The 15,403-nt window shown below is 70.5% G+C and carries 13 protein-coding genes; 5 read left to right on the top strand and 8 right to left on the bottom strand.

All coding sequences use genetic code 11. The features are described from left to right. Positions 1-34 precede the first annotated feature (34 nt). The 4 genes from AB0H64_RS14060 to AB0H64_RS14045 form a co-directional block, all read right to left on the bottom strand. A complete protein-coding gene (locus AB0H64_RS14060) occupies positions 35-985 on the bottom strand; it encodes a nitronate monooxygenase (RefSeq protein WP_357623731.1) in 951 nt (316 codons plus the stop codon). Positions 986-1,081: 96 nt separating this feature from the next. Next, positions 1,082-2,416: a sugar ABC transporter substrate-binding protein gene (locus AB0H64_RS14055; RefSeq protein ID WP_357623730.1), complete on the bottom strand. Its 1,335-nt coding sequence runs from the start codon at positions 2,414-2,416 to the stop codon at positions 1,082-1,084. Positions 2,417-2,418: 2 nt separating this feature from the next. Then, the gene (locus tag AB0H64_RS14050) at positions 2,419-3,309 is read right to left on the bottom strand and encodes a carbohydrate ABC transporter permease (protein ID WP_357623728.1); all 891 of its coding nucleotides are present in this window, start codon (positions 3,307-3,309) and stop codon (positions 2,419-2,421) included. After that, positions 3,306-4,334, bottom strand: a complete 1,029-nt coding sequence (locus AB0H64_RS14045) for a sugar ABC transporter permease (RefSeq protein WP_357623726.1) — start codon at positions 4,332-4,334, stop codon at positions 3,306-3,308. Before AB0H64_RS14045 ends, AB0H64_RS14050 begins: the two co-directional genes overlap by 4 nt. A 171-nt stretch (positions 4,335-4,505) precedes the next feature. Here AB0H64_RS14045 and AB0H64_RS14040 point away from each other — a divergent pair, with 171 nt between their 5' ends. Both AB0H64_RS14040 and AB0H64_RS14035 read left to right on the top strand, forming a co-directional pair. Further along, the gene (locus AB0H64_RS14040; protein WP_357623724.1) at positions 4,506-5,444 is read left to right on the top strand and encodes a carbohydrate kinase family protein; all 939 of its coding nucleotides are present in this window, start codon (positions 4,506-4,508) and stop codon (positions 5,442-5,444) included. Beyond that, the gene (locus AB0H64_RS14035; RefSeq protein WP_357623723.1) at positions 5,441-6,745 is read left to right on the top strand and encodes an alpha-glucosidase/alpha-galactosidase; all 1,305 of its coding nucleotides are present in this window, start codon (positions 5,441-5,443) and stop codon (positions 6,743-6,745) included. The genes AB0H64_RS14040 and AB0H64_RS14035 overlap by 4 nt, the downstream gene beginning before the upstream one ends. Positions 6,746-6,817: 72 nt before the next feature. Here the strand turns inward: AB0H64_RS14035 and AB0H64_RS14030 are convergent, their stop codons facing one another. Both AB0H64_RS14030 and AB0H64_RS14025 read right to left on the bottom strand, forming a co-directional pair. Next, positions 6,818-7,597 carry a DeoR/GlpR family DNA-binding transcription regulator gene (locus tag AB0H64_RS14030; RefSeq protein WP_357623722.1) on the bottom strand — a complete coding sequence of 260 codons (780 nt, stop codon included), beginning with the start codon at positions 7,595-7,597 and terminating at the stop codon, positions 6,818-6,820. 8 nt (positions 7,598-7,605) lie between these two features. Further along, a complete protein-coding gene (locus AB0H64_RS14025) occupies positions 7,606-8,904 on the bottom strand; it encodes an alpha-glucosidase/alpha-galactosidase (RefSeq protein ID WP_357623720.1) in 1,299 nt (432 codons plus the stop codon). Between the two features lie 619 nt (positions 8,905-9,523). On the opposite strand from AB0H64_RS14025, the gene chvE reads away from it, so the two are divergent. From chvE to mmsB, 3 genes are read left to right on the top strand one after another with little or no spacing between them, the layout of a single operon-like run. Next, positions 9,524-10,651 carry a multiple monosaccharide ABC transporter substrate-binding protein gene (chvE, locus tag AB0H64_RS14020; RefSeq protein ID WP_357623718.1) on the top strand — a complete coding sequence of 376 codons (1,128 nt, stop codon included), beginning with the start codon at positions 9,524-9,526 and terminating at the stop codon, positions 10,649-10,651. Between the two features lie 22 nt (positions 10,652-10,673). Beyond that, on the top strand, positions 10,674-12,206 hold the full coding sequence (gene mmsA / locus AB0H64_RS14015) for a multiple monosaccharide ABC transporter ATP-binding protein (RefSeq protein WP_357623716.1): 1,533 nt from the start codon (positions 10,674-10,676) through the stop codon (positions 12,204-12,206). Positions 12,207-12,212: 6 nt separating this feature from the next. Next, entirely contained in the window at positions 12,213-13,481 is a 1,269-nt protein-coding gene (mmsB, locus tag AB0H64_RS14010; protein WP_357623714.1) for a multiple monosaccharide ABC transporter permease, read from the top strand. 126 nt (positions 13,482-13,607) lie between these two features. Here the strand turns inward: mmsB and AB0H64_RS14005 are convergent, their stop codons facing one another. Together AB0H64_RS14005 and AB0H64_RS14000 are read right to left on the bottom strand one after the other, a co-directional pair. Beyond that, positions 13,608-14,441 carry a carbohydrate ABC transporter permease gene (locus AB0H64_RS14005; protein ID WP_357623713.1) on the bottom strand — a complete coding sequence of 278 codons (834 nt, stop codon included), beginning with the start codon at positions 14,439-14,441 and terminating at the stop codon, positions 13,608-13,610. Then, a complete protein-coding gene (locus AB0H64_RS14000) occupies positions 14,438-15,394 on the bottom strand; it encodes a sugar ABC transporter permease (protein ID WP_357623711.1) in 957 nt (318 codons plus the stop codon). The genes AB0H64_RS14005 and AB0H64_RS14000 overlap by 4 nt, the downstream gene beginning before the upstream one ends. Between the last annotated feature and the right edge of the window lie 9 nt (positions 15,395-15,403).

Below are 15,403 nucleotides of genomic sequence, written 5' to 3'. Positions count from 1 at the left end.
AGAATAGTACGTACTTCCTGAATCCACCAGACGCCTACCGGGCGAAGCGGCGCAGAAGTTTCTCGGCGGCGGCGAAGCCGGCGACCACGTCGGCCGCCGTGCGGCGCTCCCGCACCAGGCCGACCCCCTGGCCCACGTAGACGAAGGCGGTGTCGAAGTCCTCGTCCCGCCGGGCCGCCTCCAGGGCGGCGCGCGCGTCCTCGTCGGCGGCGAGCTCGTCCTCCCGGCCCGCCCACCGCTCGAAGAAGGCGTTGCGCAGGGCCCGCCCGCCGTACTCGACCGGCCAGTCGAGCCGCTGCGCCACGTCGAACACCCGCCCGTAGGCGGTGTCGGTCTCCCCCGCCTCCAGCAGGCGCCGCGTGGCCGCCTCCGAGATCGTCGTCTCGGCGCAGCCCATGAACGCGGTGCCCGTCCAGGCCCCCTCGGCGCCGGCCGCCAGCACGGCGGCGAGCCCACGGGCCGTGGCGATGCCCCCGGCGGCGAGGACCGGTATCCGCACCGCGTCGAGCACCCCCTCCAGGAGCGGCAGCGTGGCCACCTCGCCGCGTCCGTGGCCGCCGCCCTCGCCACCGCGGGCCACCACGGCGTCCACCCCGGCCTGCTCGGCGGCGCGCGCCTCCTGGGTGGTGCCGGCCTGGGTGACGACCGTGATGCCGGCCTCCCGCAGCTCGCCGACGTAGCGCTCGTACGGGCCGAAGCTCACCGACACGATCGCGGGCCGCGCGTCGAGGACGGCCTGGAACTGGCCGGGCTTGCCGGGCAGCGCCCACGCCAGGAGCCCGATCCCGTACGGCCGGCCGCCCGCCGCGGCGACGGCCGCCTGCTCCGCGATCCACTCGGGCCCGGCGGCGGAGGGCACGCCGAACATGCCGAGCGCCCCGGCGGCGGACACGGCCGCGGCCAGCCGGCCCCCTCCCACCCCGGCCATGGGCGCCCCGACCAGGGGAACGGCCAGATCGAACCGTTCGGTGAGCCACGTGCGCATCAGGATCTCCTCGTCCGTTCCCCGCCCACGGAGGGCCTTCTACGGCCACCATGCCACGGCCCGCCAGGCCCGGAACCGAGGCATGCCGCAGCCCCGTCAGTCGCTTGCGAAGAGGGCGTTGACCTGCTGGTTGGCCGTGGTCAGGGCGGTGCGGGCGTCCTTCTGGCCGAGCCAGACCTCCTCCAGCGCCGTGAGCACGATCTGGTTGATCTCGTCGGCGTGGTCGCTGACCGGCAGCAGGAACGTCTCGCCGGGCGCGTCGGCCACCGTGGTGAAGGCGCTGATGTCCCGGTGCGCCGCCTTGTGCGCCGCGATCGCGCGCTGGGTGGACGAGGAGATGGCGGGGAAGACCACGGCGCTGTCCGCGATGATGTCCTGGCAGCCGGTGGAGCCGAGGAACTTCACCCACTTCCAGGCCGCCTCGGGGTGCTTGGTGCCCGCGTAGATGCTGTCAGCCAGGCCGTTGAAGGCGGACTTGCGGCCCTGGGGGCCGGTCGGCAGCGGGGCGAAGGCGAACTTCTGCTCCGTGGACTCCAGGTACGACTTGATCGTCCAGGAGCCGGTGATGCCGAGCGCCGCCTTGCCGGAGCCGAGCACCGCGTCGGGGCCGAGCGAGCTGACCTTGTCGTACGGCGCCGCGTACCCCTTGTCCATCAGCCCCTTGAACCAGGTGATGGTCTCGGCCAGCTTGGGGTCGTCGTAGAAGTAGCGGGTGCCGAACGGGTTCTTGTCGATGTAGGAGAAGCCGTTGGAGACGGCCAGGTCGCCCCAGCCGTTCTGGCCCAGGCCGTCGTCCTTGAGCTCCGGGGTGATGCCGTACACGGCGACCTTGGACTTGTCGAACCCGGGCTCGTCGCCGTGGCGGCCGGAGGTGTCGACGGTGAGCTTGGCGATGGCCTTCTCGAAGGTGCCGCCGTCCTGGGGGTTCCAGGTGAGGTCGCTCAGGTCGAGCTTGGCCTTCTTGGCGAGGGTGGCGTTGTAGATGATCGCGATCGTGTCCCAGTCCTTGGGCAGGCCGTACCTCTTGCCGTCCTTGAGCCACAGCTCGGCCAGGCCGGGCCGGTACTGGCCGAGGTCCACCTTGTCGGCCCGCACCATGGGCTCGATGTCGAGGAGCTGGCCGTTCTTGACGAACTGCGGATAGTACGACGCCTGCATGGTGATCACGTCGGGGGCGCTGCCGGAGACCATCTGGGTGGTGAGGTTCTGCCAGTACTGGTCCCACGCGGCCTGCGTGATCTTGATGGTGATCCCGGGGTTCGCCTGCTGGAAGGCGTCGGCGCACCGCTGGTAGCCGGCCTGCTGGGCGTCGTCGAAGAGAGCGTACGAGAGCGTGACCGGACCGTCCGCCGAGCCGGAGCCGCCCGAGCCGCCGCCGCAGGCCGCCGTGAGCAGCAGCAGCGCGCCCGCCGCCAGATGCGCCTTTTTCATCGCTAACCTTTCATGCCGGAGAACTGGATGGAGTCCACGAGCCGGCGGCCGAAGAAGACCACGAGCAGCAGCACGGGGATGATCGACAGGGCGGAGCCGGCCATGAGGCCGGTCCAGTCCGGCGCGGTGTTCGGTGACTGCTTGAGGAAGATGCCGAGCGCCGCCGTCAGCACCCGGGTCTCCTCGCCGGGGGCCACCAGCAGCGGCCACAGGTAGTCGTTCCAGGTCCAGACCGCGGTGGTGAGGGCCAGGGTGAGCAGCGGCCCACGGCTCATCGGCAGCACCACCCGCCAGAAGATGAGGCCCTTGCCCGCGCCGTCGATGAGGGCGGCCTGCTCGACGTCGCGCGGCACGCCGAGGAAGAACTGGCGCAGGAAGAACACCGCGAACGGCGTCATGAGCATGCTGGGCGCGACGAGACCCTGGAAGGTGTCGAGCCAGCCGAGCTCCTTGACGAGCACGAAGTTGGGCAGCAGCGTGAAGATCGGCGGCACCATGAGGGCCGCGACGAACACCCCGAACAGCAGATCCCGGCCGGGGAAGCGGAGCCGGGCGAAGGCGTAGCCGGCCATCGCGCACAGGATGGTCTGCACGGCGGTGATGAGCCCGGTGTAGAGGACGGAGTTGCGCAGGTAGAGGAAGAAGTCGAGGTCGGCGCCGGAGCCGCCGGCCGCCCGCGCCTCCTCCCGGTCGGCCAGGCCGAGCACCCGCTGGAAGTTGAACAGCGTGGGGTGCCGGGGCAGCAGCCCGGCGGTGTCCCCGGTCAGCTCGCGGCCCGGGGTGATCGCCGTGCGGAGCATCCAGTAGAGCGGGAAGAGGGAGATCACGATGGCGAGGATCAGGCAGGCCCAGGCGATCGGGCGGCCGATCCGGCCCCGGAGAGGTCTGTTCACGCGAGGTCCGAGGTGGAGGCGCGCAGCAGGCGCATCTGGACGAAGGTCAGCACGCCGAGGACGAGCACGAGGCTCAGCGCCAGCGCGGAGGCGTAGCCCATCTTGAAGTGGGTGAACGCCTGCTCGTAGATGTAGTAGTAGACGACACGGGTGGCGTTGACGGGGCCGCCCTTGGTGGTGACGGCGACGGCGTCGAAGAGCTGGAACGAGTCGATGAGCGACACCACGAGCACGAACGCGAGGATGGGCCGCATCAGCGGCAGCGTGACGCGGAAGAAGGTGCGGACCTCGCCGGAGCCGTCGAGGGCCGCCGCCTCGTAGATGTGCCGGGGCACCAGCAGCATCCCCGCGTACAGCAGCAGCGCCGTGTAGCCGGTGCCGCTCCACGAGGTGATGACGGCCACGCTGGGCAGCGCCAGGTCCGGGGAGGTGAGGAAGCCCTGGTTGGGCAGGCCGACGGAGGTCAGCAGGTGGTTGACGAAGCCGAGGTTGGCGTCGAGCAGCCACATCCACAGTAGGCCGGTGGTCACGCTGGGCACCAGCCAGGGGACGAGGAGCAGGGAGCGGAGCGCCAGGGAGCGGGTCAGCCGGTGCAGCAGCGTGGCGAGGCCGAGGCCGGCGAGGAGCTGAATGCCGAGGTTGAGGATGACGTACCCTGCGGTGACCTTGAGCGAGTTCCAGAACAACGGGTCCTGGACGAGCCGGGCGTAGTTGTCGAGGCCGACGAAGCGCGCTGGTGACAGCAGGTTCCAGTCGGTCATCGAGTACCAGGCGCCGCGCAGCGCCGGATACAGGTAGAACAGGCCGAATCCGAGCAGCACGGGCGCGAGGAAGGCGGCGGCGAGCCGTCCGTCTCCGCGCGTGCCGGGCGCTCGCCGGTGACCCGATCCAGCGGAGGCGGGTCCAGCGGAGCCGGGCCCGTGACGGGCCGGCGCCGGGCCGGCGGCGGGTCCCGGAGGTGGACCGGTGCCGCCCGCCGGTGGGACCCCGGCGGGCGCGGTGCGGGCGCCCGGTCGTCGCAGCATCTCCGAACCTCCTGGGGGCGGGGCGGGCCGGTGGAGCGGCCGTGGTTCAGCCCATCATGGCGTCTTTCGAAAGCTTGTCAATACCTTCGCCTGATCCTCCGTTAGTCGGCAATACCGGGTGCATTTCGAAAGTATTGACAAGAGAACGAAGGTCCTGGGACTGTCCTCCTCATGGCCCTCTCGGACTTCGATCTACTCGTCGTCGGCGACGCCAACCCGGACGTGATCGTCTCGGGGGCGCCCCGCCGCCCCGCCTTCGGCCAGCGCGAGGAGCTGGTGGACGCCGGCGACCTGGTGCTCGGCGGCTCCGGCGCGATCACCGCGTGCGGCGCCGCCCGGCTCGGCCTGCGGGTCGCCTTCGCCGGCCGGGTGGGCGACGACCCGGCCGGCGCGTTCGTGCTCGACACGCTCAGACGCCGCGGGGTGGACGTCTCCGCCTGTGTGGTCGAGCCCGGCGCGGCGACCGCGCTCACCGTCGTCCTGGCCGACGGGCAGGACCGGGCGATCCTGACCGCGCCCGGCTGCCTCGGCCGGACGTCCGCCGGCGACGTGCCGCCCGAGCTCCTCGCGCGCGTGGCGCACGTGCACGTCTCCTCGTTCTACCTCCAGCCGCGCCTGGCCGAGGGGGTGCCGGACCTGTTCCGGGCGGCCCGCGCCGCCAGCGCCACCACCTCGCTCGACACCAACGACGACCCGTCCGGCCGCTGGGACGGGCTGGAGGAGGTGCTGCCGCTGACCGGCGTCCTGCTGCCCAACGAGCGCGAGGCCCTGGCCATCGCGGGCGTGTCCGAACTCGGGCATGCGCTGCGCGAGCTGGCCGCGCGGGGCACGACGCCGGTGGTCAAGTGCGGGGCCGAGGGCGCCCTGACGATCGTGGACGGCGAGCCGCTCCGCGTTCCGGCCCCGCCGCCGCAGGCTCACCCCGGCCCGGCCGTGGTCGTGGACACGGTCGGCGCGGGAGACAGCTTCGACGCGGGCCTGATCGCGTCCCGTCTGCGTGGCCTGCCCGTACGGCGGAGCCTTGAGGTGGCCGTGGCCTGCGGCACCCTCTCCACCCGAGCCGCGGGGGGCACAGCGGCGCAGCCGACCTGGGAGGAAGCCACCTCATGAGAAACCCGAAGATCGTCTTCATCGGCGCGGGCAGCGTCGTGTTCACGCACGGCCTGATCGCCGACCTGCTCGCCTATCCGGAGCTGCGGGAGGTCCGGATCGCGCTGCACGACATCGACCCGGAGCGGCTGGAGGTGGCCGAGGCGGTGGCCCACCGCATCGCCGCCGCCCGCGGCGCCCGACCCGAGATCACCGCGAGCCTCGACCGGCGGGCCGCGCTCGACGGCGCCGACTTCGTGATCAACATGATCCAGGTAGGCGGGCACGACGCGACCGTCACCGACTTCGAGATCCCCGCCCGCTACGGCCTGCGCCAGACGATCGCCGACACGATCGGCGTGGGCGGCGTCTTCCGCGCCCTGCGCACGTTCCCCGTGCTGGACGCGCTGGCCACCGACATCGGCGCCGTCTGCCCGGACGCCCTGCTGCTCAACTACACCAACCCGATGGCCATGAACGTCTGGTACCTGGCGAGCAGGGTGCGGCGCGTGGTCGGCCTCTGCCACTCGGTGTACTGGACGATGCACGACCTGGCCGAGCTGCTGAAGGTGCCGTACGAGGAGATCACCTACCTGGCGGCGGGCGTCAACCACCAGGCGTGGGTGCTGCGGTTCGAGCACGAGGGCGCCGACCTGTACCGGCGGCTCGACGCGGCGGTGGAGGCCGATCCGCAGCTGCGCCGGCGGGTCCGGGTGGAGATGTACCGGCGGCTCGGGCACTACCCGACCGAGACCAGCGAGCACTCCTCCGAGTACGTGCCGTGGCTGCTGCACCACGACGCCGAGATCGACCGGCTGCGCATCCCGGTCGGCGCGTACGTCGGCATCAGCGAGGAGAACATCCGCGAGTACCAGCGCACCCGCGACACCGTGCGGCACGGCGGGGAGCTGTCCGTCGAGGGCACCGGCGAGTACGCGCCGCAGATCATCCACAGCCTGGTGACCGGCGTGCCGCGCGTGGTGTACGGCAACGTGGTCAACGACGGCCTCATCTCGAACCTGCCGCCCGGCTGCGTGGTCGAGGTGCCCTGCGCCGTGGACGCCTCGGGGGTCATGCCGACCCGGGTGGGCGCGCTGCCGCCGCAGTGCGCGGCCCTCAACCGGTCGTACGTGAACGTCAACGAGCTGACCGTGCGGGCGGCGGAGGAGGGGCGGCCCGAGCACGTGCGGCACGCGGTGATGGCCGACCCGAACGCCTCGGCCACGCTGTCGCTGGACGCGATCTGGCGGATGTGCGACGACCTGACGCTCGCCCACGGCGACCTGCTGCCGGAGGCCCTGCGCGTCACTCTCGCGGACTGACGCCACCCCGCCCGGCCACGCCCGCCCAGCCCCGCGAACGCCCGCCCGGACGACCGGGCGGGCGTTCGCGCGTCAGCCGACGAGGTCGACCTTGAGGCCGCGCTCGCGCAGGACCGCCACCGCCGACGCGTCGGCGGACTCGCCGGTGATGAGCAGGTCCACCTCGGACAGCGGGCAGACCGGCGCCATCTCCACCTTGCCGAGCTTGGAGGAGTCGGCGACCACCACGCGGCGGCCGGCCGCGCGCAGCATTCGCTGCTTCATCTCGGCGTCGGGCAGGTTGACGTTCGTGATGCCGGCCTCCGGGTGGACGCCGCCGCAGCCCAGGAACACCGTGTCGGCCCTGATGCCCTCCAGGATGCGGGTGCCGAGCGGGTCGACCAGGGAGTGCTGCTGGCGGCGGAGGCTGCCGCCGGTGACGACGACGGCGAAGCGGGGCAGCGCGGGCTCCAGCTCCAGGGCCGTGCGCAGCCCGTTGGTGAAGATCGTGACCTCGGTGAGGTCGGCGCGGGCGACCAGCTCCCTGGCCACGTACGCGGTGGTGGTGCCGGCCCCCATGAGCACGCTCTCGCCCGAGGCGACCAGCCGCGCCGCCGCCTTGCCGATCAGTGCCTTCTCCACGGCGGCGGTGCCGAGCGACAGCTCGAACGACGGCTCGACGCGCGGCGGCGACCCGGCCGCCACCGCTCCCCCGCGCACCCGGCGCACCCGGCCCTGCTCCTCCAGCGCGTCGAGGTCGGCCCGGACGGTCACGGTGGACACGCCGAACGCCTCGGCGAGCTCGGCCACCCGGGCGAACTCCTGCTCCATGAGCATGCCGAGCATGCGCTCACGGCGGACCTCGGTCGGCATCGACTCCATCATCGGCGGATCGCCTCCGGCAGCAACTCCCCGTGCGCGTCGATCAGCTCGTCGCACATCGCCTCGATGGCGGGCAGCGGCAGGGTCGCCGCGGTGTTCGGGTCGAGCATCGCCGCGTGGTGGACGTGCCGCCGGTCGCCGTCGAGCACGGCGCGCACGGTCAGCTCCACGACGTTGAGGAACGTCCGGTGCAGCGCCACGAGCTGGATCGGCAGGTCGCCCACCGGCCGGGGGTGGATGCCCGTGGCGTCGACCGTGGCGGGCACCTCGACGCAGCAGTCCTCCGGCAGGTTGCCGATCAGGCCGCGGTTGCGGACGTTGACGTAGACCTCCTTCTCCCGGCCGGTCAGCGTGGCGAGGATCGCGGCGGCGGCCGGCTCCTGGTGCTGCCACCTGATCAGCTGCGGACGGCCGGCCGACAGCGCGCGGCGCGTCTCCTCGTACGTGTGCATGTCCTGACCGAGGCGGCGCAGGTACTCCTCCATCTGCACGCCCAGGCGCTCGGTCTCCTCGGCGTGCCGCATGAACCACGGGACGTACTCGGCGGCGTGCTCGCTGGACTGCGTCGGGAAGTGGCCGAAGCGGCGGTACATCTCGGTCCGGACATGCCGCCCCAGGTCGGGGTCGGCGGCCAGCAGCGCGTCGAGCTCCGGGTAGAGCGAGCGGCCCCCGGCCTCGAACCGCAGCACGAACGACTGGTGGTTGAGGCCGGCGCTGAGGAACGTCACCTCGTCGAGGTCGCGGCCGACGAGGTCGGCCAGGTAGGCGTGGGTGTCGCAGACGGCGTGACACACCCCGGCGAAACGCTCGAACTTCGTGGCCTCCTCCACCGCCCAGCCGATCATGGCCATGGGGTCGCTGCAGCTCAGCAGCCACGCCTCCGGGCACAGCTCGGCCATCTCGCGGCCCAGCTCGACGAAGAAGGGGATGGCGCGCAGGCCGCGGAAGATGCCGCCGACGCCGATGGTGTCGCCGATCGTCTGGCGCAGGCCGTACCTGCGGGGGATCTCGAAGTCGCGCAGCGAGGCCGTGAACCCGCCCCGGTCGACGTAGCTGATCACGAAGTCGGCGCCGTCGAGGGCGCGCCGCCGGTCGGGGCAGGCGGTGACCACGGCCGCCGAGCCGGCCTCGGCGTCGAGCGCGCGCACCAGCGCCTCGGACGTGGCCAGGTGGGCGGGGTCGTCGTCGTGCAGCACGATCTCCAGGCGGCCCCGCAGCGAGGAGGCGAGGAACAGGTCGGAGAGCACCCTGCGCACGAGTTCGACGTGACCGGCGCCGACGAAGACGATGCGCGCCATCCTCACCTCCCGCCCGCTCGTGCGCGAAGTCCTGCGAGGACCCGCGAAGACCGAAGACCCGCGAAGTCCGAGGACCCGCGAAGACCGAAGACCCGCGAACACTACGGCACACCGCGCGGACGCGCACACCACACCTTACGGGCTCCCGCCGAGCCCGAAGCCGCTCTCGCGGGCCGCGTGTTCTCGCTCACATGGGATGATCGCCTGCCCAGGGCCCCGGAGGGCCGGTTTCGGTGGCGGAACCGGGCCTCACACGTCCTCTACCAGGCACAAGAGCGACCCGGAATGTGAATGGTCTGTTTCCGAGACGTTATCGCACACCGTTGACAGGCAAATTGTTAGCGATAACACTCATGGCCTTAGGCACGTTGTCCTCAACGGCGATCAACGCAGGTGGGGTGTCACGAAATGCCACAAACCGGGCTTATCCTACCGCAGGTCGGTCCACGGCACGTGGGTTTCGGACCATTCCATCGGAGCGTCCATCAGGACGCTCCCGTGCCGGGGACACGACGACCCACCGCTCCCGCCGCGCCACTCGCGGGAGAGGTACCCCCCGCTGTGGCCGGAGGTCCGGCGGCCCCTTCGCGTACGCGCAACCTCGCAAGGAGACACACACATGAGATTCGGACGGATCGCGACGGTCGTCTCAGCCCTCGCACTCACCGCCACCGTCGCGGCGTGCGGATCGAGTGAGAAGACCGTCGACAAGCAGGCGTCCTCCGGCACCACCAGCGGCGCCCTGATCGGCGTGACCATGCCGACCAGGTCCTCCGAGCGGTGGATCCACGACGGGGACAACGTCAAGTCCAGCCTGGAGAAGCTCGGCTACAAGGTCGACCTCCAGTACGCGGAGAACGACATCCCCACCCAGGTCAACCAGATCGAGAACCAGATCACCAAGGGCGCCAAGCTCCTGATCATCGCCTCGATCGACGGCACCGCCCTGACCACGCAGCTCCAGCAGGCCGCCGACAACAAGATCCCGGTCATCTCCTACGACCGCCTGATCCGCAACAGCCCGAACGTCGACTACTACACGACCTTCGACAACTTCAAGGTCGGCGTCCAGCAGGCCACCTCCCTGCTCGTCGGCCTCAAGGTGCTCAACGCCGACGGCTCCGAGGGCAGCGCCAAGGGCCCGTTCAACGTCGAGCTGTTCGCCGGCTCCCCCGACGACAACAACGCCACGTTCTTCTTCAACGGCGCCATGTCCGTGCTCAAGCCGTACATCGACAAGGGCACGATCAAGGTCAAGAGCGGCCAGACCGACTTCAAGACCGTCGCCATCCTGCGCTGGGACCCGGCCACCGCGCAGAAGCGCATGGAGGACATCCTCACCAAGACCTACTCCGGTGACAGCAAGGTCGACGGCGTGCTCTCCCCGTACGACGGCCTGTCCATCGGCATCCTGTCGGCGCTCAAGAGCAACGGCTACGGCACCGCCGGCCAGCCCTACCCGATCGTGACCGGCCAGGACGCCGAGCTGGCCTCCGTCAAGTCGATCATCGCGGGCGAGCAGTACTCCACCATCTTCAAGGACACCCGCGAGCTGGCCAAGATCACGGTCACCATGGCCGACACGGTCCTCAAGGGCGGCAAGCCCGCGGTCAACAACACCAAGGACTACGACAACGGCAACAAGGTCGTCCCGGCCCAGCTCCTCGACCCGATGATCGTCGACAAGAGCAACTACCAGAAGGCCCTGGTGGACACGGGCTACTACACCGCCGCCCAGCTCGGCTGACCTCCACCGGGAAGGACCTTTGATGACCGATGACATCCTGCACATGCGGGGCATCACCAAGACGTTTCCCGGAGTGCGCGCACTCCACGAGGTGAGCCTCTCCGTCCGCCGGGGCGAGATCCACGCCATCTGCGGCGAGAACGGCGCCGGCAAGTCGACGCTGATGAAGGTGCTGTCCGGGGTCTACCCGTTCGGCAGCTACGAGGGGCGGATCGAGTTCGACGGCGAGCTGTGCCGGTTCGGCGGAATCAAGGACAGCGAGGACGCCGGCATCGTCATCATCCACCAGGAGCTGGCGCTGTGCCCGCAGCTGTCCATCGCCGAGAACATCTTCCTCGGCAACGAGCGGGCCAGCCGCGGACTCGTCGACTGGAACCGCACCAACCACCAGGCCGGCGAGCTGCTGCGGCGCGTCGGCCTGGCGGAGAACCCGGTCACGCAGGTGGCCGACATCGGCGTGGGCAAGCAGCAGCTCGTGGAGATCGCCAAGGCGCTGTCGAAGGAGGTGAAGCTGCTCATCCTGGACGAGCCCACCGCGGCGCTCAACGACCAGGACTCGGCCCACCTCCTCGACCTGCTGCGCGGCCTGCGCGACGAGGGCATCACCTGCGTGATCATCTCGCACAAGCTGAACGAGATCATCGACATCGCCGACTCGATCACGATCATCCGTGACGGGCAGACGATCGAGACCCTGGAGATGGCGAGCGGCCAGGTGACCGAGGACCGGATCATCTCCGGCATGGTCGGCCGCGACCTGGACAACCGCTTCCCGCCGCACGAGCCGCACATCGGCGAGGAGGTCCTGCGGGTGGAGGACTGGACGGTGCACAGCCCGTCGCAGCCCGACCGGCAGGTCGTCTCCAAGGCCAGCCTCACGCTGCGCCGGGGCGAGATCGTCGGCCTGGCCGGGCTCATGGGCGCCGGCCGTACCGAGCTGGCGATGAGCCTGTTCGGCCGCACCTACGGCGTCGGCATCTCCGGCCGCGTCTACAAGGAGGGCCGCGAGGTGCACATCCGCAACGTGCAGGACGCGGTGCGGCTCGGCATCGCGTACGCCACGGAGGACCGCAAGCGGTACGGTCTCAACCTCATCGAGGACATCAGGCGGAACATCTCCTCGGCCAGCCTCGGCAGCCGGCTCAGCAAGCACGGCTGGGTCAACGAGAACGAGGAGTACAAGGTCGCCGAGGAGTTCCGCCGCAGCATGAACATCAAGGCGCCCAGCGTGCAGAGCATCGTGGGCAAGCTGAGCGGCGGCAACCAGCAGAAGGTCGTGCTGTCGAAGTGGATCTACACGGATCCCGACGTGCTCATCCTCGACGAGCCCACCCGCGGCATCGACGTCGGCGCCAAGTACGAGATCTACACGATCATCAACCAGCTCGCCGACGAGGGGAAGGCGGTGCTCGTCATCTCCTCGGAGCTGCCGGAGCTGCTCGGCCTGTGCGACCGCATCTACACGCTGTCGCAGGGCCGGGTCACCGGTGAGCTGCCCCGCGAGGAGGCGACGCAGGAACGCCTGATGCATCACATGACCATGGGACAGGAGTAAGTCCGGATGAGCAGCAGTACGACCCCCGCCGACCTCAAGGCGGGTGCGGGACGGGACGACAAGGGCGAGCAGAGCCCGCCCGGGCGGCTGAAGCTCGGCGGCCTGTCCGTCAACATCCGCCAGAGCGGCATCTACATCGCGTTCGCGCTGATCGTGGTGCTGTTCTCGGTGCTGACCGACGGCGCCCTGCTCCAGCCGCAGAACATCTCCAACATCGTCGTCCAGAACTCCTACATCCTGATCCTGGCCATCGGCATGATCCTGATCATCATCGCCGGGCACATCGACCTGTCGGTCGGCTCGGTGGTGGCGGTCACGGGCGCCGTGTCGGCCGTGCTGATGGTGAACTACGGTGTCCCCTGGCCGATCGCGCTGGTGCTCACCCTGGTGGTGGGCGGCCTGATCGGGGCCTGGCAGGGCTACTGGATCGCCTACTTCGGCATCCCGTCGTTCATCGTGACGCTCGCCGGCATGCTGCTGTTCCGGGCGCTCACGCTGACCGTGCTCGGCAACCAGGGCATCGGCCCGTTTCCCGACGCGGTGCGGACCCTGTCCAACGGCTTCACCGACAGCTACCTGGGCAACGTCGGGCTCGGCCCGCTGGGCGGCGCCGACCTGTTCAGTCTGCTGATCGGCGTGCTGGCGATCGTCGGCATGGCCACCGCCCAGTGGCGCACCCGCACCGCCCGCGCCGGCTACGGCCAGAGCGTCGACCCGCTGCCGGTCTTCGCCCTGAAGATCGTCGCCGCGGCGGTGCTCATCATGGCCGTGGTGGTGCAGCTCGCGCGCTTCCGCAACCTGCCGTGGGTGCTGGTGCTGCTGGCCCTGCTGGTGCTCGGCTACTCGCTGCTGGCCAACCGGTCGGTCTTCGGCCGCCGGATCTACGCGGTGGGCGGCAACCTCCAGGCGGCGGTCCTGTCGGGCATCAAGGTCAAGTCCGTGGTGTTCTGGATCTTCGTCAACATGGGCGTGCTGGCGGCCGTGGCCGGCATCATCTTCGCCGGCCGGCTCAACCAGGCCGGTCCGACGGCCGGCAACTCGTTCGAGCTGGACGCCATCGCCGCGGCCTTCATCGGCGGCGCGGCCGTCCAGGGCGGCGTCGGCAAGGTCGTCGGCGCCATCACCGGCGGCCTGATCATGGGTGTGATCAACAACGGCATGTCGCTCATCGGCTCGCCGAGCGAGCGCGTCATGCTGGTCAAGGGCATCGTCCTGCTCGCGGCGGTCGCCTTCGACGTGTGGACGAAGCGGCGGGCAGGCGCGGCCGCGCGCTGACCTGTCGCACCGGGCGAGGGGCGGGCCGGACGGCCCGCCCTTTCCCATGCGCGCCGTCACCTGACCGCCGCCACTTGCCCGCCGTCACTTGACCGCCGCCACCTGACCGCCGTCACCTGACCGCCGTCACTTGACCGCGCCGCCGGTGATGCCGGAGATGATGCGCCGCTGGGCCACCGCGAACACCACCAGCAGGGGCAGGCTCATGAGGATGATGTACGCGAAGATCAGGTGCCAGTTGTTGAGGTAGAGGCCGGCGTTGGCCACCTGGAACAGGTTCAGCGGCAGCGTGTCGAGCCGGCCGCCGACGACGAAGAAGGCGTAGAAGACGTCGTTCCAGACGTACAGGCAGATGAGGATCGTCGCGGTCGCGAGCACGGGCCGCAGCATCGGCAGGATGACGGAGAAGAACACGCGCGCCGGGCCCGCCCCGTCCATGCGGGCCGCCTCCTCGATCGACAGCGGCACCGTGCGCACGAACCCGGTGACGAAGAAGATCACCGTGGACAGGTAGATGCCGACGTAGACGCCGACCATGCCGACGGCGCTGCCGGCCAGGCCGAGCTGCCGCAGCAGCAGCACGATCGTCACCACGGCCGGGGGCAGCACGATGCCGCTGATCGCGAACGCGTACAGGACGGCGTTGAGGCGGGTGGCCCGCCGGGCCAGCACCCACGACGCCATGGAGCCGAACGTCAGCACCAGCACGACCGACGGCGCGACGACCAGCACGCTGCCGAGGAAGGCCTTCGGCACGTCGCCCTGCTGCCACACCTGCGCCAGGTTCTCCCAGAGCAGCCACCGGGACGGCAGGGACAGGTCCGGCGACAGGGCCTCGCTCTGGGACTTGGCCGCCGTCACGACGATCAGCCACAGCGGCAGGCCCATGACGAGCACGACGAGGGCGACGACGACCAGCGGCCGCAGCCGCGCCGCCACGCCCCGGGCGGGGGATGTCACAGGATCTCCTCCCTCTTGCGCAGGCCGCGGATGACCGGGAAGGCCAGCAGCGCGACCATGAGGAACAGCACCAGGCTCATCGTGGTGGCCTGCGCGAACAGGCCCTGGCCGAAGGTGCGGTAGATGAAGATGTTCAGGATCTCGGTGCTGCGGGCCGGGCCGCCGCCGGTCGTGGCCTGGACGATGTCGAAGCCGTTCATGGAGCCCAGCAGCGCGGTGGCCACGTTGAAGGTGACCGCCGGTGCCAGCAGCGGGAAGCGGATCGACCAGAACGCCTGCCGGCCGGTGGCGCCGTCGATGCGGGCCGCCTCCGTGACGTCCTCGGGGATCGTCTTCAGCCCGGCCAGGTAGATGAGCATGGACAGGCCCATCCACTTCCAGGCGTGGATGACCGCGACGACGACCAGCGTCCAGGTGGTGTCGCCCAGCCACGGGATCGTCACCGGCGTGCCGAGCAGGCCGCCGAGCAGGTCGTTCAGGCTGCCGTCGGGCTTGAGCAGCGCCTGGAAGACGTAGCCGACCGCCAGCGCCGACATGAGCACCGGGATGAGGAACACCAGGCGCGCTGCCCGGTTGAGCCAGGTGTCGCGCTCCAGCAGGACGGCCAGGCCGAAGCCGAACAGGTTCTGGAACACCGCGACCAGGACGGCGTAGACCAGCGTGACGCGCAGCGCGCCCCACATGGTGCCGTCGGACAGCAGGTCGGCGAAGTTGTCCCAGCCGACCGGGCGGATGTCGCTCTTGAAGCTGGACCAGTCGGTGAAGGCGTAGACGAAGTTGAACAGGGTGGGCAGGAAGAAGAAGACGAACAGGATCGCGAAGGCGGGCGCCAGGAACCACATGGGGTGGGTACGGCGTCCCGCTCCGGCGGGGGTGGCCCGCCGGCTCGGGCGCGCCTGGCGGGCGGGCACGGGCCGGGCGGCGGTGTCGGGTGCGCGCGTCTCGGTCGGCACGGGTCGCTC

It is taken from the genome of Nonomuraea sp. NPDC050733, from assembly GCF_040654215.1.
Lineage (GTDB): Bacteria > Actinomycetota > Actinomycetes > Streptosporangiales > Streptosporangiaceae > Nonomuraea.
Note: the sequence above shows the minus strand (reverse complement) of the source record. Positions and strands in the feature narration are given on the sequence as shown.